This window comes from Streptomyces sp. NBC_00457 (assembly GCF_036014015.1).
Lineage (GTDB): Bacteria > Actinomycetota > Actinomycetes > Streptomycetales > Streptomycetaceae > Streptomyces.
This window is the reverse complement of record NZ_CP107905.1, coordinates 7,820,452-7,839,028: the sequence shown is the minus strand read 5'-3', so window position 1 is coordinate 7,839,028 and position 18,577 is coordinate 7,820,452. Positions and strand designations below refer to the sequence as shown.

General features: G+C 68.7%; 14 protein-coding genes, 3 pseudogenes and 1 riboswitch. Of the genes and pseudogenes, 6 read left to right on the top strand and 11 right to left on the bottom strand.

Annotation, left to right across the window (positions count from 1 at the left end; genetic code table 11):
* Positions 1–123 precede the first annotated feature (123 nt).
* The 3 pseudogenes from OG828_RS35770 to OG828_RS35760 all read left to right on the top strand — a co-directional run.
* A pseudogene (locus OG828_RS35770) lies at positions 124–282 on the top strand (winged helix-turn-helix domain-containing protein); the annotation flags it as partial.
* A gap of 57 nt (positions 283–339) precedes the next feature.
* Positions 340–1,760: pseudogene (locus OG828_RS35765) on the top strand (SLC13 family permease).
* A 148-nt stretch (positions 1,761–1,908) separates the two neighbouring features.
* Positions 1,909–3,101 (top strand): annotated as a pseudogene (locus OG828_RS35760) (glycerate kinase).
* Here the strand turns inward: OG828_RS35760 and OG828_RS35755 are convergent.
* The 6 genes from OG828_RS35755 to ctaE form a co-directional block, all read right to left on the bottom strand.
* The gene (locus OG828_RS35755) at positions 3,056–4,438 is read right to left on the bottom strand and encodes an aminotransferase class V-fold PLP-dependent enzyme (RefSeq protein WP_328503511.1); all 1,383 of its coding nucleotides are present in this window, start codon (positions 4,436–4,438) and stop codon (positions 3,056–3,058) included. The pseudogene OG828_RS35760 and the gene OG828_RS35755 overlap by 46 nt on opposite strands.
* A 131-nt stretch (positions 4,439–4,569) precedes the next feature.
* Positions 4,570–4,686: riboswitch (SAM riboswitch) on the bottom strand.
* A gap of 77 nt (positions 4,687–4,763) precedes the next feature.
* Positions 4,764–5,828 carry an anthranilate phosphoribosyltransferase gene (gene trpD, locus OG828_RS35750; protein WP_328503510.1) on the bottom strand — a complete coding sequence of 355 codons (1,065 nt, stop codon included), beginning with the start codon at positions 5,826–5,828 and terminating at the stop codon, positions 4,764–4,766.
* Positions 5,829–6,055: 227 nt separating this feature from the next.
* Positions 6,056–7,693, bottom strand: a complete 1,638-nt coding sequence (gene qcrB, locus OG828_RS35745) for a cytochrome bc1 complex cytochrome b subunit (protein ID WP_328366111.1) — start codon at positions 7,691–7,693, stop codon at positions 6,056–6,058.
* The gene (gene qcrA, locus OG828_RS35740; protein WP_328503509.1) at positions 7,690–8,745 is read right to left on the bottom strand and encodes a cytochrome bc1 complex Rieske iron-sulfur subunit; all 1,056 of its coding nucleotides are present in this window, start codon (positions 8,743–8,745) and stop codon (positions 7,690–7,692) included. The genes qcrB and qcrA overlap by 4 nt, the downstream gene beginning before the upstream one ends.
* The gene (qcrC, locus tag OG828_RS35735; protein WP_328503508.1) at positions 8,742–9,551 is read right to left on the bottom strand and encodes a cytochrome bc1 complex diheme cytochrome c subunit; all 810 of its coding nucleotides are present in this window, start codon (positions 9,549–9,551) and stop codon (positions 8,742–8,744) included. Before qcrC ends, qcrA begins: the two co-directional genes overlap by 4 nt.
* Before the next feature lie 68 nt (positions 9,552–9,619).
* Positions 9,620–10,240, bottom strand: a complete 621-nt coding sequence (gene ctaE / locus OG828_RS35730) for an aa3-type cytochrome oxidase subunit III (RefSeq protein ID WP_328366104.1) — start codon at positions 10,238–10,240, stop codon at positions 9,620–9,622.
* A gap of 145 nt (positions 10,241–10,385) precedes the next feature.
* Between ctaE and OG828_RS35725 the strand changes: the two genes are divergently transcribed.
* A complete protein-coding gene (locus OG828_RS35725) occupies positions 10,386–10,787 on the top strand; it encodes a response regulator transcription factor (RefSeq protein WP_210576193.1) in 402 nt (133 codons plus the stop codon).
* 9 nt (positions 10,788–10,796) lie between these two features.
* Here OG828_RS35725 and OG828_RS35720 read toward each other — a convergent pair whose 3' ends face one another.
* The 4 genes from OG828_RS35720 to ctaC all read right to left on the bottom strand — a co-directional run bounded on the left by OG828_RS35720 (position 10,797) and on the right by ctaC (position 15,242).
* Positions 10,797–12,062 carry a L,D-transpeptidase gene (locus tag OG828_RS35720; protein ID WP_328503507.1) on the bottom strand — a complete coding sequence of 422 codons (1,266 nt, stop codon included), beginning with the start codon at positions 12,060–12,062 and terminating at the stop codon, positions 10,797–10,799.
* Positions 12,063–12,193: 131 nt separating this feature from the next.
* Complete coding sequence (locus tag OG828_RS35715; RefSeq protein WP_210576195.1) at positions 12,194–12,592, bottom strand: cytochrome c oxidase subunit 4; 399 nt, start codon at positions 12,590–12,592, stop codon at positions 12,194–12,196.
* Entirely contained in the window at positions 12,589–14,325 is a 1,737-nt protein-coding gene (ctaD, locus tag OG828_RS35710; protein WP_328366098.1) for an aa3-type cytochrome oxidase subunit I, read from the bottom strand. Before ctaD ends, OG828_RS35715 begins: the two co-directional genes overlap by 4 nt.
* Positions 14,322–15,242 (bottom strand): aa3-type cytochrome oxidase subunit II, encoded by a 921-nt coding sequence (ctaC, locus tag OG828_RS35705; protein ID WP_328372471.1) that lies wholly within the window; start codon positions 15,240–15,242, stop codon positions 14,322–14,324. Before ctaC ends, ctaD begins: the two co-directional genes overlap by 4 nt.
* A gap of 354 nt (positions 15,243–15,596) precedes the next feature.
* Here ctaC and OG828_RS35700 point away from each other — a divergent pair, with 354 nt between their 5' ends.
* The gene (locus OG828_RS35700; RefSeq protein ID WP_328503506.1) at positions 15,597–16,976 is read left to right on the top strand and encodes a cysteine desulfurase/sulfurtransferase TusA family protein; all 1,380 of its coding nucleotides are present in this window, start codon (positions 15,597–15,599) and stop codon (positions 16,974–16,976) included.
* A 115-nt stretch (positions 16,977–17,091) separates the two neighbouring features.
* Here OG828_RS35700 and OG828_RS35695 read toward each other — a convergent pair whose 3' ends face one another.
* On the bottom strand, positions 17,092–18,066 hold the full coding sequence (locus OG828_RS35695; RefSeq protein WP_328441084.1) for a carbohydrate kinase family protein: 975 nt from the start codon (positions 18,064–18,066) through the stop codon (positions 17,092–17,094).
* A 183-nt stretch (positions 18,067–18,249) separates the two neighbouring features.
* On the opposite strand from OG828_RS35695, the gene OG828_RS35690 reads away from it, so the two are divergent.
* On the top strand, positions 18,250–18,459 hold the full coding sequence (locus OG828_RS35690; RefSeq protein ID WP_210576199.1) for a hypothetical protein: 210 nt from the start codon (positions 18,250–18,252) through the stop codon (positions 18,457–18,459).
* The last annotated feature ends 118 nt before the right edge of the window (positions 18,460–18,577 follow it).

The following is an 18,577-nucleotide window of genomic DNA, read 5'->3' as shown; positions in this document are numbered from 1 at the left end:
CCGCCCCGCCGGGTCACCGCCCGAGTCCGCATCCTGCTGTGGCTGCTGTTCGTGATGGCGGTCGCGCTCGCCTCGGTGGCCACCACGACCCTCCCCCATAGCCTTAAGGGCATGGGGGGACGCCAGGTGCTCTCCCGTGAGCAGATCCTGTCGCACGTGTGGGGCTACGACTTCGACCCGGGCTCCAACATCGTGGACGTGTATGTGCGGACGCTGCGCAGGAAGCTGGGTGCCGAGCGGCTGGAGACGGTCCGGGGCATGGGGTACCGGCTGCCCGCGTGAAGTTCCCTTCATCCACGGCTCATCGGAGACTCACGGCCCGGGTGAACTCTCGATGACGTGACCCTGAACCTCCGCCTCACCACCGCCCTGTGCGTGGCGCTGTCCCTCTGCGCGCTGCTCGCGGTCCCGGGCAACTTCCCCGGTCTCGGCGGGGAGGCACGGCTGACCCTCGTCGTGTTCGCGCTGGCGACATGCGCCTGGATCGGTACGCCGATCGACGACACGTACATCGCGCTGGGCGCCGGACTCGCCCTCACGGTCACCGGGGTGATCAGCAGCGACACCCTGTTCGGCACCCTCGGCGACTCCACGGTGTGGCTGCTGATCTGTGCCTTCGTGCTGGCGGCGGCGGTGGCCCGGACCGGGCTCGCCGGGCGGGCGGCGGCGTTCCTGGTGGGCGGGGCCCGCACGGTGAGGCAGCTGGTGCATCTGACGACGGCCGCGCTGGTGGTCACGGCGTTCGCGGTACCGGCGACCTCGGGCCGGGCGGCGCTCGCGCTCCCGGTCTTCCTCGCCCTCGCCAAGGCGCTCGCCGACCGGAAACGACTGGTCGTGATGCTGGCGCTGCTGTTCCCGACCGTGATCCTTCTGTCGGCGGTGGCGACACTGATCGGGGCCGGCGCACATCTGATCACCGTGTCGGTGCTGTGGGAGGCGGCCGGCGAGCGGATCGGGTTCACCGAGTGGCTGCTGGGGCTGCCGCTGGCCGTGGCCTCCTCCCACCTGGCCGCGGAGGCCGTCCTGCTGACGACCACCCGCCGCACGGACCGCCGGGGGCCCGTGCACATCACCGCCGAAGAGATCCAGCGGCACACCGACACCCCGGTCACCGGTCCCTGGACACAGGCCGAGACGCGGTGCGCGCTGCTGCTCGGCACGGTCGTGCTGCTGTGGTGCTGTGGTGCTGTGAGCCGCTGCACCGGGTGCCGCCCGCGGTCGTCGCGCTGATCGGCGCGATCGTGGCGGCCTCGCCCGCGCTGGGCACCGTACGCCTGAAGGACGCCCTGAAGACGGTGCCGTGGTCACTGCTGCTGTTCATGGCGGCGACCATGGCGATGGGCGTCGCGCTCACCGACTCGGGCGCGGCGAAGTGGCTGGTCTCGGGGCTGCCCGCGGGGGTCACCCCGACCGTCTTCCTGGCGGTCGTGATCGCGGTCAGCACGGCCGCGCACCTGGTCCTCCAGTCACGCTCGGCCCGTTCGTCGGTGCTGGTCCCGCTGGTCGTGGCGGCCTCCGTCGGCGCCGGGGTCAACCCGGTCGCCGCCGCGCTGGCGTCCACCGCCGCCGCGGGCTTCTGCCACACGCTCCGGGCCTCGGCCAAGCCGGTCACGCTCTTCGCGGAGATCCCCGGCACCCCCACCTACACACCCCGCGACCTGCTACGTCTGTCCGCCGTCCTGGCACCCCTGACGGCAGCGCTCGTCCTGCTCTTCGCCGTCGCGGCATGGCCACTGCTCGGCGTCCCGCTCACCCGCTAGGCGCTCCGCTGGATATGCGGTTCGTTCGCCGCGGGCCGGTGGGGGCTGGTCGCGCTCGCGCGGCGGCAGCCGCAAATCCAATACAGCCCCGCGCCCCTTGCGGGGCGCGGTTCCGCACCCGAATTCCCCAAGACGCTTAGGAGATCCCATGCTGACCCGAGTCGTCGTAGCGCCCAGCGGTTTCAAGGAGTCCCTGTCCGCTCAGGCCGCCGCCGACGCCATCGCGGACGGTGTCCAGCGGGTGCTCCCGGACGTCGGCCTCGACCTCATCCCCCTGGTGGACGGCGGCGAGGGGACCGCGGCCGCGCTGGCCGCCGCGACCGGGGGGCGGCTCGTCGCGCTGCCCGCCACGGGCCCGGTGGGCGAAACCCTCGGCACCCACTTCGCGCTGCTCGGCTCCGGGGACACGGCGGTCGTGGAAATGGCCGCGGTGGCCGGCCTCTCCCTCGTCCCCGGCGCCCTGCGCGACCCGGGCGCCACCACGACGTACGGCGTCGGCGAGCTGATCCGCGCCGCGCTCGACACCGGCGTACGGCGGATCCTGGTCGGCTGCGGCGACTCAGGTACGTCGGACGGGGGCGCGGGCGCGCTGCAGGCGCTCGGGGCCCGGCTGCTGGACGCGGACGGGCTCGAACTCCCCCACGGTGGCCGTGAGTTGAGCCGCCTGCGCCGGATCGACGGGTCCGGCCTCGACCCGCGCCTGCGACAGGTCGAGCTGCTCGTCGCCTGCAACCCGTACAACGTGCTGTGCGGAGAGCGGGGCGTGGCCCGTGTCTTCGGACCGCAGAAGGGGGCGACGCCCGCGCAGGTGGAGGAGTTGTCGGCCGGCCTGGAGAACTGGGCCGAGGTCCCCACCCGCGACCTGGCCGTCACCGGCACCGATCTGTACGGCGGTCCCGGCACCGGCGCCTCCGGTGGCCTGGGCGCCGGTCTCGCCGCCCTCGGCGCCCGTCTGCTGCCCCGCTTCGACGTCCTGCTCGACCACCTCGACCTGGACGCCCGGCTGGCCCGCGCCGACCTGGTGGTCACCGCCGAGGGCGCCCTGGACCACCAGACGCCGCGCGGGAAGGTCCCCGCCAAGGTGGCGCGGCGGGCCAAGCTGCACGGACGCCCGGTGCTCGCGCTGGCGGGCACCCTCGGGGAGGGCGCGCACGAGGTGCCGGGCGTGGACGCGTGCAGCGGGATCCTGCCGGCGCCGATGGCTCTGGCCGAGGCGCTGGTGCGGGCTTCGGAACTGCTCACCGACCCACCGAGCGCGCGCTGAGAATGATCCTGCTGGGCGCCCGGCTACCGGTTCACGCGGAGGTGTCGGGAACGCAACGCCCCTCCTCCGTACGGTAGTTCCACTGGGCACCGTCCCGCACGAGCTCCTTGACGGCCGTCAAGAAACGCTCGACATGCTCGTCCGGCGTGCCCGCGCCGAAGCTAACCCGGATGGCGTTGAGGGACTTCTCGCCGGGCGCGGCCTCGGGGGCGCCGCACTCGCCCTGGGTCTGCGGGTCGCTGCCGAGCAGGGTGCGGACCAGCGGGTGGGCGCAGAACAGGCCGTCGCGGACGCCGATGCCGTACTCGGCGGAGAGGGCGGCGGCGAAGTGCGAGCTGTTCCAGCCGTCGACGACGAAGGAGAGGACGCCGACGCGGGGGGCGTCGTCGCCGAAGAGGGAGAGGACGCGCACTTCCGGGACCTCGGCGAGGCCTTCCCTGACCTGCGCGATCAGCTGCTGTTCACGGGCCACCAGGGTGTCGAAGCCCGCCTCCGTCAGGGCCTTGCAGGCGGAGGCGATGGAGTAGGCGCCGATGACGTTCGGGGAGCCCGCCTCGTGCCGGGCGGCCGTGTCGTGCCACTCCACGTCCACTCCCCCGTCCGTGCGCCGGGTGACCTTCCGGCTGGCGCCGCCGCCCGCGAGATACGGCTCGGCCGCACGCAGCCAGTCGGCCCGGCCGGCCAGGACGCCGGAGCCGAAGGGGGCGTACAGCTTGTGCCCGGAGAACGCGACCCAGTCGACGTCGAGGTCCTGCACGGAGACCGGGTGGTGCGGGGCCAGCTGGGCGGCGTCCAGGACGATCCGCGCGCCGTGCGCGTGCGCCACGGCCGCCAGCTCTCGTACGGGCCACAGCTCGCCGGTGACGTTCGAGGCGCCGGTGACACAGACCAGGGCCGGGTCGTCGCCCCCTTGAATGGATGCAGTCCGGTCGGCGAGGGCGCGCTCCAGGGTCTCGACGGCCTGGCGCGGGGTGCGCGGCGCATTGAGGTAGCTGACGTGGGCGTTCTGCCACGGCAGCAGGGAGGCGTGGTGCTCGGTCTCGAAGACGAAGACCTGGCACTCGGCGGGGAGCGCGGCGGCGAGCAGGTTGAGCGAGTCGGTGGTGGAGCGGGTGAAGACCAGCTGGTCGTCGGCGCGGCAGTCGAGGAACTCGGCCACCGTGGCGCGGGCGTTCTCGAAGAGGTCGGTGGACAGCTGGGAGAGGTAGCCGGCGCCGCGGTGCACGCTGCCGTAGTACGGCGCGTACGCCGCCACGTCGTCCCAGACGCGCTGGAGGGCGGGGGCGCTGGCCGCGTAGTCGAGCGCGGCGTAGGTGACCTCGCCGCCGGTGACGAGCGGGACGGTGACATCCCGGCCGAGAACGGGCAGCGGAGTACAAACTGATCGGTCGAGGGCAGCGGTGGAGACAGACATGACGGAACTCCCGTGAGGGGTGGGCGAGAAGAGAAGAAGGTGTGCGGAGGCGGGGCTCTGCGGCCCTATCGCATTCGCTTGCTCACGGAAGACTCCCTCGATCGACCCAGGACCCCTGGTGTATCGCGAGGGGTCCGCGCTTGCCGTGAGCCTTGCTGCTCACGGCCTGGTCTTCACCCGGGGCACCCCGCCACGGACGGAGGGTTGCCGGACAGTCGGCCGGGGCCTCATGACTGTCACTCATGACCTGGGCAGGAAATTACGTCAAATGATCGACGTCCCGCAACCCGTGTCCGGATCGCGGGACGTCTCCTTGCGTTTCGCGCTACTTGTGGCTCGCGGCCACCCAGCGCTCCAGCGTCAGCTTCGCTGCCCCGGAGTCGATCGACTCGGCGGCCTTCGCCATACCGACCCGCAGCTGCTCGGCCAACGGCGCCTCCGTCGGCTCCAGCGCCACCAGGGCCGCCGCCGAGTTCAGCAGTACGGCGTCCCGGACGGGCCCCGTCTCACCGTTCAGCAACTGCCTGGCGACATCGGCGTTGTGGGCCGGATCCCCGCCCCGCAACGCCTCGACCGGGACCAGGTCGATGCCTACGTCCCGCGGGTCGAAGGTCTCCTCGGTGACTTTGCCGTCGCGTACGACCCACACCCGGGAGGTGGCGGTGGTCGTCAGCTCGTCGAGGCCGTCGTCACCGCGGAAGACCAGCGAGGAATTGCCGCGCTCGGCGAAGACTCCGGCGACGATCGGCGCCATGCGCGGGTCGGCGACCCCGACCGCCTGGGCCCGCACCCGGGCGGGGTTGGTCAACGGACCGAGCACGTTGAAGACCGTGCGGATGCCCAACTGGCCACGGGCGGCGCCCACATGACGCAGCGCCGGGTGAAACTTGATCGCGAAGCAGAACGTGATCCCGGCCTCCTCGGCCACCTCGGCCACCCGCTGCGGGGTCAGCTCCAGGTTGACGCCGAGCTTGCCCAGGACGTCCGAGGCACCGGACGCGGAGGACGCGGCCCGGTTGCCGTGCTTGACGACCTTCGCGCCGGTGCCGGCGATCACGATCGAGGACATCGTGGAGATGTTCACCGTCTTGGCGCCGTCGCCACCGGTGCCGACGATGTCGACGGTCGGCCCCGACACTTCGATCACGTTCGCGTGCTCGTACATCGCCCGGACCAGGCCGGTGATCTCCTCGACGGTCTCCCCCTTGGCCCGCAGCGCCACCACGAACCCGGCGATCTGGGCGTCGGTGGCCTCGCCGCGCATGATCTGGTCCAGCGCCCAGAACGTGGCGTCGGCGTCCTGGTCGCGCCCGGACAGCAGACCGTTCAGCACCTCAGGCCAGGAACGGCCCGCCGCGATGTCGCCTCCAGCGGGGGTCACAGCGCTCATAGCCGCTCCTGTGGGTCGTAGAAAAGTGTGCTCCCACCCTATCCAGCCGCGGGCACGACGAAGGGCCCCCGTCCGAAGACCGGACGGGGGCCCTTCAACCGTGGCGTGGCCAGCGGTCCTGGCGAGTCCGCGGTTCGGCCGCGCCCCTTCAGGGGCGCGGGGAACTGCGCGACCAGCCACAACGAACCCGCAGACAACAACCGACACAACCCGGCACCAGCGGAGCGTCAGTGGTGGCCGTGGCCGCTCGTGATCTCCTTGTACTCCTCGACCGACGGCTTGGGAATCTGGGCTTCCTCGCCGTAGTACGCCTTGCTCAGCTTCGCGCGCAGCTTCTGGGAGCCCTTCACCTTGCGCTCGACACCGTTCTCGTCGACCGTCGGGCCGATCTCGGCCGGCTCGTACTGCTCGTGCGCGGTGAGGGTGTACAGCGCGTCCTGGCTGAGCGGCTCGTGCACCTCGATGAACTCACCGTGCGGCAGGCGCTTGATGATGCCCGACTCGCGGCCGTGCAGCACCTTCTCCCTGTCCCGGCGCTGGAGGCCGAGGCAGATCCGCTTGGTGATCACGAACGCGAGCACCGGGGCGACGAAGAACCCGATCCGGACGAACCAGGTGATCGCGTTGATCGACAGATGGAAGTGGGTGGCCCAGAGGTCGTTTCCACCACCGATCAGCAGCACCATGTACCAGGTGATCCACGCGACGCCGAAGGCCGTACGGGTCGGCGCGTTGCGCGGGCGGTCCAGGATGTGGTGCTCGCGCTTGTCGCCGGTGACCCAGGACTCGATGAACGGGTAGACCGCGATCGCGACCAGCACCAGCGGGAAGATGATCAGCGGGATGAACACGCCCAGGACGAGCGTGTGCCCCCAGAAGTTGACCTCCCAGCCAGGCATCACCCGGATCAGACCCTCGGAGAAGCCCATGTACCAGTCGGGCTGGGCGCCGGTGGAGACCTGGTCCGGACGGTAGGGGCCCAGGGCCCAGATCGGGTTGATCGTGGCGATCGCCGAGACGACCGCGATGACACCGAAGACCAGGAAGAAGAAGCCTCCGGCCTTGGCCATGTAGACCGGCAGCAGCGGCATGCCGACGACGTTCTTGTTGGTGCGGCCGGGGCCCGCGAACTGCGTGTGCTTGTGGTAGAAGACCAGGATCAGATGGCCGACCACCAGGCCGAGCATGATGCCCGGCAGCAGCAGGATGTGGATCGAGTAGAAGCGGGCCACGAAGTCGCCGCCCGGGAACTCCCCGCCGAAGAGGAAGAACGACAGATACGTGCCGACGATCGGCACGGACAGGATCGCGCCCTCCATGAAGCGGACACCGGTGCCGGAGAGCAGGTCGTCCGGGAGCGAGTAACCGGTGAAGCCGGTGAACATGCCCAGGACGAACAGCAGGAAGCCGAACAGCCAGTTGATCTCACGCGGCTTGCGGAACGCGCCCGTGAAGAACACGCGCATCATGTGCACGAACATGCCGGCCAGGAAGATCAGCGCCGCCCAGTGGTGGATCTGCCGGATGAGCAGACCACCGCGCACATCGAAGGAGATGTGCAGGGTCGAGGCGAACGCCTCACTCATCAGCTGGCCCTGCATCGGGACGTAACTGCCGTGGTACTCCACCTCGTTCATCGACGGGTGGAAGAACAGCGTCAGATACACACCCGTGAGGATGATGATGATGAAGCTGTACAGGCAGATCTCGCCCAGCATGAACGACCAGTGGTCGGGAAAGATCTTGCGCATGTTGGTCTTGGCGAGGGAGTAGATCCCCAGCCGGCCGTCGGCCCAGTCGGCTACGCGCTCGCCGCCCGGTGCCTTCCCGCGGTCGCGGGACTCTTTGTTGGCTGCAGTACTCATCCGCGCTCCCAGAATGCCGGACCGACGGGCTCTTCGAAGTCGCCGAGCGCCTCGAGGTAGCCCTCGTCGTTCACGCCGATGCGCAGCTGCGGCAGGGCGTGACCGGCGGGACCGAAGATCACTCGGGCACCGTCGGAGAGGTCGAAGGTGGACTGGTGGCAAGGGCAGAGCACGTGGTGCGTCTGCTGCTCGTACAGGGAGATCGGGCAACCGACGTGGGTGCAGATCTTCGAGTACGCCACGATGCCCTCGTGGGACCACTCCAGCTCGCGCTTGTCCTTGATGTCGCCCGGCTGGATCCGGACGATCATCAGGGCGTCCTTGGCGATGTTGACCTGGAAGTCGTGGTCGTGCTCCTCCAGGCCCTCGGGCTTGGCGAAGGTGAGCGAGCCGACGGCGACGTCGGAGGGACGCAGCGGCTCGTTGGTGTTCATGTTGACGAGCAGCTTGCCCCGGCGCCAGCTGGTGTGGCGGAGCTTGGTCTCGGGCAGCGGGCCGAGGTCGCGCAGCAGGACGATGCCGGAGAGCGGGACCAGGGCCAGCGCGCCGAGCATCGTGTTACGGATCAGCTTGCGGCGGCCCAGCGCGGACTCCTTGGCGCCCTGCTGGAAGTCGGCCATGACCTTGGCCTTGAGCTCGGGCTCCGCCTCGATCGGGTGGCGCTCGTCGACCATCTCCTCGTCCGACATCAGCGTGCGGGCCCAGTGGACCGCGCCGGCGCCGATGGCGAACAGGGCGATGCCGAGCGTCATGCCCAGCGCGAAGTTCAGCCCGCTGATGTGGCCCAGCGGGAAGATGTAGACCGACTGGTCGACGGGGATCGCCACATACGCGGCGATGAAGCCGACGGTCGCCAGCATCGACACCGTGAACAGCATGGCCACCGTGCGCTCGGACCGCTTGGCGGCCCGCTCGTCGATGTCCTGCACCCGGTGCTCGTGGGGCGGCAGGCCGGGATCCGCGAACGGGTCCTTGTCGTCCGCGACGCCTACGGCGCCGTGCGTGTCCTGCTCAGCGGGCAGGTTCTCTTCAGGAATGTCTTGGCTACTCATGACTTCTTGGCCTTTGCGGTCCGAGCGGCGACCCAGACGGCGACCGCGATCAGTGCGCCGAGTCCGAAGACCCACGAGAACAGACCCTCGCTGACCGGACCCAGTCCGCCCAGCTCGAGGCCGCCGGGGCTCTCGGTGTCGTCGCTGTTGACCGCGTCGAGGTACGCGATGATGTCCTTCTTGTTCTGCTCCGACAGGATGGTGTCGGGGAACGAGGGCATGTTCTGCGGGCCGGTCTGCATGGCCTCGTAGATGTGCTTCGGGGAGACGCCCTCGAGGTCGGGTGCGAACTTGCCGTGCGTGAGCGCGCCGCCCTTGCCGGTGAAGTTGTGGCACTGCGCGCAGTTGGTGCGGAACAGCTCACCGCCCTTGGCGATGTCGGCGTCCTCGGGGCTGTACTGCCGCTCGGTGGGGACGGACGGGCCGGCACCCAGCGAGGAGATGTAGGCCGCGAGCTGGTCGATCTCGGCCTGCGAGTAGACGACCTTCTTCTTCGGGACCTGCGCGCCCGGCTGCTGGGCCGGCATACGGCCGGTGCCCACCTGGAAGTCGACGGCCGCGGCGCCCACGCCCACCAGGCTCGGACCGTCGGTGGTGCCCTGACCGCCGGTGCCGTGGCAGCTGGCGCAGCCGACGGCGTAGAGCTTCTTGCCCTCGTCGATGGCGAGGGACTGGGCTGTTTCATCGGCCTGCGCCTTGTCCGCTGGTGCGAACACGGCGTACAGCCCCCCGGTGCATGCCAGCGCGAGGAGTAGAACGACGACCGCCGCCAGCGGATGGCGTCGTCGTGCGGAGAGCTTTTTCACGGATTACCCCGGTGTCAGGATCTTCTGCGTCGATGCTTCTGGAAAACGGTGCGGGACCGCGGCCCCGGCTACTTGATCATGTAGATCGTGGCGAAGAGGCCGATCCAGACGACATCGACGAAGTGCCAGTAGTAGGACACGACGATGGCGGCGGTCGCCTGCTCGTGAGTGAACCGTCTGGCCGCGTAGGTGCGGCCGAGGACGAACAGGAAGGCGATGAGGCCACCCGTCACGTGCAGGCCGTGGAAGCCGGTGGTCAGGTAGAACACCGAGCCGTACGGGTCGGACGAGAGCGAGAGGCCCTCGTGCTTGACCAGCTCCGTGTACTCGAAGACCTGACCGCCGATGAAGATCGCGCCCATGACGAAGGTGACGATGAACCACATCCGGAGCTTCTTCACATCACCGCGCTCGGCGGCGAACACGCCGAGCTGACAGGTGAGGGAGGAGAGCACCAGGATCGTGGTGTTGGCCGCCGAGAACGGGAAGTTCAGGCTGGACGCCATCTCCTTCCAGTGAGTCGGCCCGGTCACCGATCGCAGGGTGAAGTACATCGCGAAGAGGGCCGCGAAGAACATCAGCTCGGAACTCAGCCAGATGATGGTTCCGACGCTGGTGAGGTTCGGTCGATTGACCGACGGGTGCGCGTGACCCTTGTCTACTGTCGTTGCTGTCGCCACGACCGACATTATGTCGGTCGCTTATCCCGCCCTCACTCCGGGGGTGCCGTTCGGAGTGTCTCTCCCGCCCGTACCGGTGTTGACGTGGTGTTGAAGGGAGTAGCATCCGGCCCAACGGGCCTGATCCTTACGACGCTGATGTCACGGAGGAACCATGCAGCCGACCGCCACGGTGCTGGTCTACAGCGACGACTCCAACACCCGCGAGCAGGTGCGGTTGGCCTCCGGCCGGCGGCCGGCTCCCGATGTTCCCCTGGTCGAGTTCCTGGAGTGCGCCACGCCTGCGGCGGTGATCGCCGAGTTGGACAAGGGGGGCATCGACGTCTGTGTGCTGGACGGTGAGGCCGTGCCGATGGGAGGCATGGGGCTGTGCCGTCAGATCAAGGACGAGGTGTTCAACTGCCCGCCCGTGCTGGTGCTGATGGGGCGTCCGCAGGATGCCTGGCTGGCTACGTGGAGCCGGGCGGAGGCAGCGGTGACGTTGCCGGTGGATCCGGTGGAGTTCGCCGCTGCGCTGGCTTCCTTGCTGCGGGACAACAAGGCGCTCAGCGCCTGACGGGGCGCCTCACACCGCCGTCGGCCTGAGCCGTGCCGCGTCTTCCGGGCCTGGGCCCTCCGGGTTGCCCTTGATGAGGGCGCTGCCCTTGCGCCAGTGCTTCCACTGGAGGTTCCAGTCGCCGAAGCCGTTGCCGAACGGTTCCATGGTGTCGCCGTAGGAGTTCACGACCTCGACGAGATCGCCCTCGCGGACGTTCTCGTAGAACCAGGCGGCGTTGCCGGTGCTCATGCCGGTGCAGCCGTGGCTGACGTTGGCGTAGCCCTGGGAGCCGACGGACCACGGGGCGGCGTGGACGTACTCGCCGCTCCAGGTGACGCGGGTGGCCCAGTAGACGGGCAGGTCGTACGACTCCGAGGAGCCCTCGGCGATACCGATGCTGGTGCCGCGCATGCGTACGAAGTACTCCTTGCCGAGTACGACCTTGACGCCGTTGCGGGTCTCGAAGCCGGGCTTGCCGGTGGTGACGGGGATCTGGTTGATCGCCTCGTCGTTCTTGTAGACCGTCATGGAGTGGGACGAGGCGTCCGTGACGGCGATGACCTTGTCGCCGGTGGTGAGTTTCAGCGGCTTCGTCGCGCCGCCCCAGAGCCGGTCGCTGACCTTTATGCCCTCCAGGGTGCTGCGGACCCGGATGGTGGCGTGGGTGGGCCAGTACTCCTTGGGGCGGTAGTGGAGCTTCTGGTCGTCCACCCAGTGCCAGGCGCCCTCCGCCGCGGGCGTGGACTCGACCTTGAGCGCCCGTTCGATGATGGCGCGCTGGGCCTTGAGCTTGATGGGCTGGTCGAGTTCGGCCGTGATGGGCTGGCCGACGCCGTACGTGCCCGCCCGCGGCCCGAACTCCACCTTCAGGCGCTTCTTGGTGAGGGGCTTGCCGGTGTCGAAGCTGAGGACCTTGCGGCCGGGCGCCCCGTCCTCGTCCTCCGTGCTCACCCGGACGGTGTAGTGGGCGTTGGCGGCCAGCGGTGAGGTGCTGTGCCAGCGGGAGCCGTCGGCGGAGAGCTCGCCGGCCACGAACCTGCCTCTGCCGTCCCGGGCCGTGACATCCGTGATGCGCCCGTCGGAGCCCTCTGCGACGACCTCCAGGGGCTTGTCCGGGTCGGCTTTCTTCCCGCCCTCGGAGGAGCCGTTGAAGGCGATCTGGTCCGCCGCGTCGTACGGTGCGGCGGACAGTGGGTTGCCGTCGCTGCCGCAGCCGGTGACGCCCGCGCCGAGGGCCATCGCCAGCAGCGTGCAGCCGACCGCGGTGCGGGTGGTGCGGGGTGAGTCGTTCATGGCTTCACGCTAGGAAGCCTCGTCAACGGTGGCGCGCTGGGTGGCCCGTACGGGGGAACGTGATTGCGGTAAACGGAGGAGCCCGGACCCTCCTTGACGGAGTGTCCGGGCCCCGGAGCGCTCGGTGTGTGTTACTGGGTGCGGTTCTCACCGCGGTAGTACTCGAAGACCCAGCCCCACAGGCCCACCAGGATCAGCGGCGCCGAGAAGTACATCAGCCACCAGCCGATCGCGATCGACAGGAAGGCGAGCGCGCCGCCGACCGCGAGGGAGAGCGGCTGCCAGCTGTGCGGGCTGAAGAACCCGACCTCGCCGGCGTCGTCCGCGACGTCCGCCTCCTTGTTGTCCTGGGCGCCCACGTCGACCCGCTTGGCGGTGAAGCCCAGGTAGAAGCCGATCATGATGCTCAGGCCGAAGGCCAGGAAGAGGGCCGTGGTACCGGCCGGCTCCTTCGACCACACGCCATAGACGATCGCCATGGCGAGCATGAAGACGCTCAGCCACATGAACATCTTGCCCTGGATCTTCACTTGCCGGCCTCCTTGCCGCCCGCGAGAGCCTTCTCACCGTGAGGCGCGTTCTCGAGCTGGTCGAGAGCGGCGATCTCGGGGTGATGCAGGTCGAAGGCCGGGGATTCGCTGCGGATCCGCGGCAGGGTGAGGAAGTTGTGCCGCGGCGGCGGGCAGGACGTCGCCCACTCCAGCGAACGGCCGTAGCCCCACGGGTCGTCGACCTCGACGGGCTTGCCGTACTTGGCGGTCTTCCACACGTTGTAGAAGAACGGCAGGATCGACAGGCCGAGCACGAACGAGCTGATCGTCGAGATCGTGTTCAGGGCCGTGAAGCCGTCGGCCGCGAGATAGTCCGCGTACCGACGCGGCATGCCCTCCGCGCCCAGCCAGTGCTGGACCAGGAAGGTGCCGTGGAAGCCGACGAACAGCGTCCAGAAGGTGATCTTGCCGAGGCGCTCGTCGAGCATCTTGCCGGTGAACTTCGGCCACCAGAAGTGGAAGCCGGCGAACATCGCGAAGACGACGGTGCCGAAGACGACGTAGTGGAAGTGCGCCACCACGAAGTACGAGTCCGAGACGTGGAAGTCCATCGGCGGCGAGGCCAGGATGACGCCGGTCAGACCGCCGAAGGTGAAGGTGATCAGGAAGCCGACCGCCCAGAGCATCGGTGTCTCGAAGGACAAGGAGCCCTTCCACATCGTTCCGATCCAGTTGAAGAACTTCACGCCTGTTGGTACGGCGATGAGGAACGTCATGAAGGAGAAGAACGGAAGCAATACACCGCCGGTGACATACATGTGGTGGGCCCACACCGTCACGGACAGACCCGCGATCGCGATGGTCGCGCCGATCAGACCCATGTAGCCGAACATCGGCTTGCGGGAGAAGACCGGGATGACTTCGGAAATGATTCCGAAGAATGGCAACGCGATGATGTACACCTCTGGATGGCCGAAGAACCAGAAGAGGTGTTGCCATAGCAAGGCCCCGCCATTGGCGGAGTCGAAGATATGCGCCCCGAATTTTCGGTCCGCCTCCAGGGCGAACAGCGCGGCCGCGAGGACCGGGAAGGCCAGCAGCACCAGGACCGCGGTGAGCAGCACGTTCCACGTGAAGATCGGCATGCGGAACATGGTCATGCCCGGGGCGCGCATGCAGATGATGGTGGTGATGAAGTTGACCGCGCCGAGGATCGTGCCGAAGCCGGAGAAGGCCAGGCCCATGATCCACAGGTCGGCGCCGATGCCTGGCGAGCGGACCGCGTCCGACAGCGGGGAGTAGGCGAACCAGCCGAAGTCGGCCGCGCCCTGGGGGGTGAGGAAACCGCCCACCGCGATCAGCGAGCCGAACAGGTACAGCCAGTAGGCGAACATGTTCAGCCGCGGGAACGCCACGTCGGGCGCGCCGATCTGCAGCGGCATGATCCAGTTCGTGAAACCGGCGAACAGCGGCGTCGCGAACATCAGCAGCATGATCGTGCCGTGCATCGTGAACGCCTGGTTGAACTGCTCGTTCGACATGATCTGCAGGCCCGGACGGGCCAGTTCGGCGCGCATGAAGAGCGCCATCACGCCACCGATGCAGAAGAACGCGAACGACGTGACGAGGTAGAGCGTTCCGATCGTCTTGTGGTCAGTGGTGGTGAGCCACTTGATCACGACGTTGCCGGGCTGCTTGCGCCTGACCGGCAGCTCGTCCGTGTAGTGGGACTCCGCTGCGGCGGCACCCTGGGGTTCGTTGAGGATGCTCACAGGTTGTTCGTCTCCCGGTTCTTCTCGTGGCTCGTCTGCGCGATGCCGGCGGGAACGTAACCGGTCTGCCCCTTCTTCGCGAGGTCCTTGAGGTGCTGCTCGTAGCGCTCCGGGGAGACGACCTTCACGTTGAACAGCATCCGGGAGTGGTCGACGCCGCACAGCTCGGCGCACTTGCCCAGGAAGGTGCCCTCCTTGTTGGGGGTCACCTGGAAGGAGTTGGTGTGGCCCGGGATGACGTCCTGCTTCATCAGGAACGGCACCACCCAGAAGGAGTGGATGACGTCACGCGAGGTGAGGACGAAGCGGACCGTCTTGCCCTTGGGCAGCCACAGGGTGGGGCCCGGGTTGCCGGTCTGCGGGTTCCGCGTGCCGGGCGTGCCGACGTCGTAGACACCGCCGGCGTTCGCCGGGAAGTCCTCCTTGAACCGGTCCGGGATCGCGGCCAGGTTCTTGTCGGTCTTCGCGTCACCGGTGGAACCGTCGACGTTCTCGACGTAGTTGAAGCCCCAGCTCCACTGGAAGCCGACGACGTTGACGGTGACGTCCGGCTTCTTCTTGAGGCTGAGGAGCTCGGACTCGTCGCGGGCCGTGAAGTAGAAGAGGACCGAGACGATGATGAGCGGGACCACCGTGTACAGCGCCTCGATCGGCATGTTGTACCGAGTCTGCGGAGGAACCTCGACCTTGGTGCGGCTGCGCCGGTGGAAGATGGTGCTCCACAGGATCAGGCCCCAGACCAGCACGCCGGTGGCGAGCGCGGCGGCCCACGATCCCTGCCACAGGGAGAGGATCCGCGGAGCCTCTTCGGTGGTGGGGGTGGGCATACCAAGGCGGGGGAAGTCCTCGTATGTGCAACCGGTTGCAGTCGCCAGGACCAAGCCCGCGGTCAGTGCCTGCAGCAGCTTCCGCCGCATCGGGCGCCGCGGCGTGGGGGTACCGCCCGCGCCCCCCAGGGCGTGGGGGAGGTCGGAGCCGTAGGGACTCACGTAGCGCCTTCCCGAGAGTCTCGCCCGCGCGTATTGGCTGCGGCCTTCTCGCTGGTCGGTCGCCGCCCTGCGTCGGGCAGGGGTTTGGATGTTTATGCGGACCAAACCCTAGCCGACTGTCTCCGACGGTTCGCGGGGAGGGGGGCCTAGTGGAGTGGGCGGTTCGCTGGACTGGCGGGTGCGGGTTGTTTGTGGCTGGTCGCGCCCCGCGGCGGAGCCGCTAGTGTCACCGCCCCGCGCCCCTTTGGGGCGTTGTGGTGACTGGGCGTTTAGCGTTGCTGTGTGTCCTACTTTGATGCCGCTTCGGCCGCTCCTCTTCATCCTGTTGCTCGGCAGGCCTTGCAGGCCTCTCTTGATGAGGGGTGGGCCGATCCGTCCCGGCTCTACCGGGAGGGGCGGCGGGCTCGGTTGTTGTTGGATGCTGCTCGGGAGGCTGCTGCTGAGGTTGTGGGGTGTCGGGCCGATGAGCTGGTGTTCACGTCGTCCGGTACTCGGGCTGTGCACTCGGGAATCTCGGGGGCGTTGGCGGGGCGGCGGCGGGTCGGGCGTCACCTGATCGTGTCAGCGGTCGAACATTCCTCGGTGCTCCATTCGGCCGATGCGCATGAGGCGGACGGCGGGACGGTGACGAAGGTTGCCGTGGATCGGACGGGGGCGGTGGCGCCTCAGGCGTACGGCGCCGCTCTTCGGCCCGATACCGCGCTCGCGTGTCTGCAGTCGGCCAACCATGAGGTGGGGACGGAGCAGCCGGTTGCCGCGGTGGCGGAGTTGTGCCGGGAGGCCGGGGTGCCGTTGCTGGTGGATGCGGCGCAGTCGCTGGGGTGGGGGCCCGTCGAGGGTGAGTGGTCGTTGTTGGCAGCCAGTGCGCACAAGTGGGGTGGGCCTTCGGGGGTCGGGCTGCTCGTGGTGCGCAAGGGGGTGCGGTTCGCCGTTCAAGGGCCCGTGGACGAGCGGGAGTCGGGGCGGGCGGCCGGGTTCGAGAATCTGCCGGCGATCGTGGCGGCGGCGGCCTCGTTGCGGGCGGTGCGGGCGGAGGCGGCGCAGGAGGCGGTACGGCTGCGGGAGTTGACGGAGCGGATCCGGGCTCGGGTGGCGGAGTCGGTGCCCGATGTGGAGGTGGTGGGCGATCCGATGCGGCGGCTGCCCGGGATCGTCACCTTCTCCTGTCTTTATGTCGACGGGGAGACATTGCTGCACGAGCTGGATCGTGCCGGTTTCTCCGTGTCGTCCGGGTCGTCCTGCACGAGCAGCACGCTGACGCCCAGCCATGTGCTGCGAGCGATGGGAGTGCTGAGTGAGGGAAACGTGCGGGTTTCGCTGCCGTCCGGGACTCCGGCGGAGGACGTCGACCGGTTCCTGGAGGTGCTGCCGGGGGCCGTGGCGGGGGTGCGGGAGAAGTTGGGCGCACCGGCACCCACGACGACGACCGTGCGGGAGAACGTCCTGATCGTGGACGCACTCGGCAAGCGGTGCCCGATCCCCGTGATCGAACTGGCGAAGGTCATCGGCGACGTACCCATCGGCGGCACGGTCCGCGTACTGTCCGACGACGAGGCGGCACGGCTGGACATTCCGGCGTGGTGCGAGATGCGGGAGCAGGAGTACGTAGGAGAAGAACCGGCGGAGAAGGGAACGGCGTACTTGGTACGCCGGGTGAGCTGAACGCCCTCAGGGGCGCGGGGCTGTATCAATTTGCGGCTCCGCCGCGTGGGCGCGACCAGCCCCGACGGACCCGCAGTCGACAACGGACCCGCCGAGGCAAACGCGTAGTCGAACGTCAGCCCAGGTGAGCCGTTACCTCTTCGGCCGCGTCATGCCCGTACGCCTTCGTGAACCGATCCATGAAGTGCGCCCGGCGCAACTGGTACTCCTGCGTACCCACCGTCTCGATGACCAGCGTGGCAAGCATGCATCCGACCTGCGCGGCGCGCTCCGGCGAGACACCCCAGGCAAGACCGGAGAGGAACCCGGCACGGAACGCGTCGCCGACGCCCGTGGGGTCGGCTTTGCGCTCCTCCTCCGGGCAGCCGACCTCGATCGGGTCCTCGCCGACGCGCTCGATGCGGACGCCGCGCGAGCCGAGCGTGGTGACGCGGGTGCCGACCTTGGCGAGGATCTCGGCGTCGGTCCAGCCGGTCTTGGACTCGATGAGGCCCTTCTCGTACTCGTTCGAGAAGAGGTACGTCGCCCCGTCCAGCAGGATCCGGATCTCGTCACCGCTCATGCGGGCGATCTGCTGGGAGAAGTCGGCGGCGAACGGGATGGACCGGGAGCGGCACTCCTCGGTGTGGCGGAGCATCGCCTCCGGGTCGTCGGCGCCGATCAGGACCAGGTCGAGGCCGCCGACGCGGTCCGCGACGGTCTTGAGCTCGATGAGGCGGGCCTCGCTCATCGCGCCGGTGTAGAAGGAGCCGATCTGGTTGTGGTCGGCGTCCGTGGTGCACACGAAGCGGGCGGTGTGCAGCGTCTCGGAGATACGGACCGAGTCGGTGTCGACGCCGTGCCGGCCGAGCCAGGCGCGGTAGTCGTCGAAGTCGAAGCCGGCGGCCCCGACCAGGATCGGCTTGGTGCCGAGCTGGCCCATGCCGAAGGCGATGTTCGCGCCGACCCCGCCCCGGCGTACGTCGAGGTTGTCGACCAGGAAGGAGAGCGAGACCGTGTGCAGTTGGTCCGCGACGAGCTGGTCGGCGAAGCGGCCGGGGAAGGTCATGAGGTGGTCGGTGGCGATGGAGCCGGTGACTGCGATGCGCACGGCTAGGTATCTCCAACGGAAATTAGAAGGGGCGCGCGAAGCGCTCTTTGGAAGGGTGGTGGTGGGAGACGGGCGGGCGGATTGACAGTTAACGCTACCGGGTCGGCGCGGTGACGTTGAAGCGACCAAAACTACCCGATAGTAGATCTTTCTTGCCGACTCGGACGTGCATACGGTGCCGTTATGACGAAACTCGACGTCCATGCTCCGGTCCCGGTCGATCTCGAAGGCGATCTGGCGTCGCTGCGGGGCGACTGTGCCCGGATGGCCCCCCACTGGACGGTTCCGGACCGGAGCGCCGCCCTTCCCGTCTCCCCCTCGCTCATTCACGGGGTGAGCGTGCCGAAGAAGTCCGCGCGGCTGCTGGACGCCATGTCGGACTACGGAGACTGATTCAGCGCCGTCAGGGGAACCGCGCGCTCCCCCGCTGCGTCCCATCGCTGTCCCCCGTAGAGGGGATGCGGAATACGACCTCTCGCCCGCGCCGAATTGGCAGGGCCGGGTCAACAGG

What these genes read in the sequence shown, in the direction of transcription:
- OG828_RS35690 (WP_210576199.1), top strand. Translation starts at nt 18,250, where the DNA reads ATGACGAAACTCGACGTCCATGCTCCGGTCCCGGTCGATCTCGAAGGC.
- qcrA (WP_328503509.1), bottom strand. Translation starts at nt 8,745, where the DNA reads ATGAGTAGCCAAGACATTCCTGAAGAGAACCTGCCCGCTGAGCAGGAC.
- ctaE (WP_328366104.1), bottom strand. Translation starts at nt 10,240, where the DNA reads ATGTCGGTCGTGGCGACAGCAACGACAGTAGACAAGGGTCACGCGCAC.
- OG828_RS35755 (WP_328503511.1), bottom strand. Translation starts at nt 4,438, where the DNA reads ATGTCTGTCTCCACCGCTGCCCTCGACCGATCAGTTTGTACTCCGCTG.
- OG828_RS35725 (WP_210576193.1), top strand. Translation starts at nt 10,386, where the DNA reads ATGCAGCCGACCGCCACGGTGCTGGTCTACAGCGACGACTCCAACACC.
- qcrB (WP_328366111.1), bottom strand. Translation starts at nt 7,693, where the DNA reads ATGAGTACTGCAGCCAACAAAGAGTCCCGCGACCGCGGGAAGGCACCG.
- ctaC (WP_328372471.1), bottom strand. Translation starts at nt 15,242, where the DNA reads ATGCGGCGGAAGCTGCTGCAGGCACTGACCGCGGGCTTGGTCCTGGCG.
- trpD (WP_328503510.1), bottom strand. Translation starts at nt 5,828, where the DNA reads ATGAGCGCTGTGACCCCCGCTGGAGGCGACATCGCGGCGGGCCGTTCC.
- OG828_RS35720 (WP_328503507.1), bottom strand. Translation starts at nt 12,062, where the DNA reads ATGAACGACTCACCCCGCACCACCCGCACCGCGGTCGGCTGCACGCTG.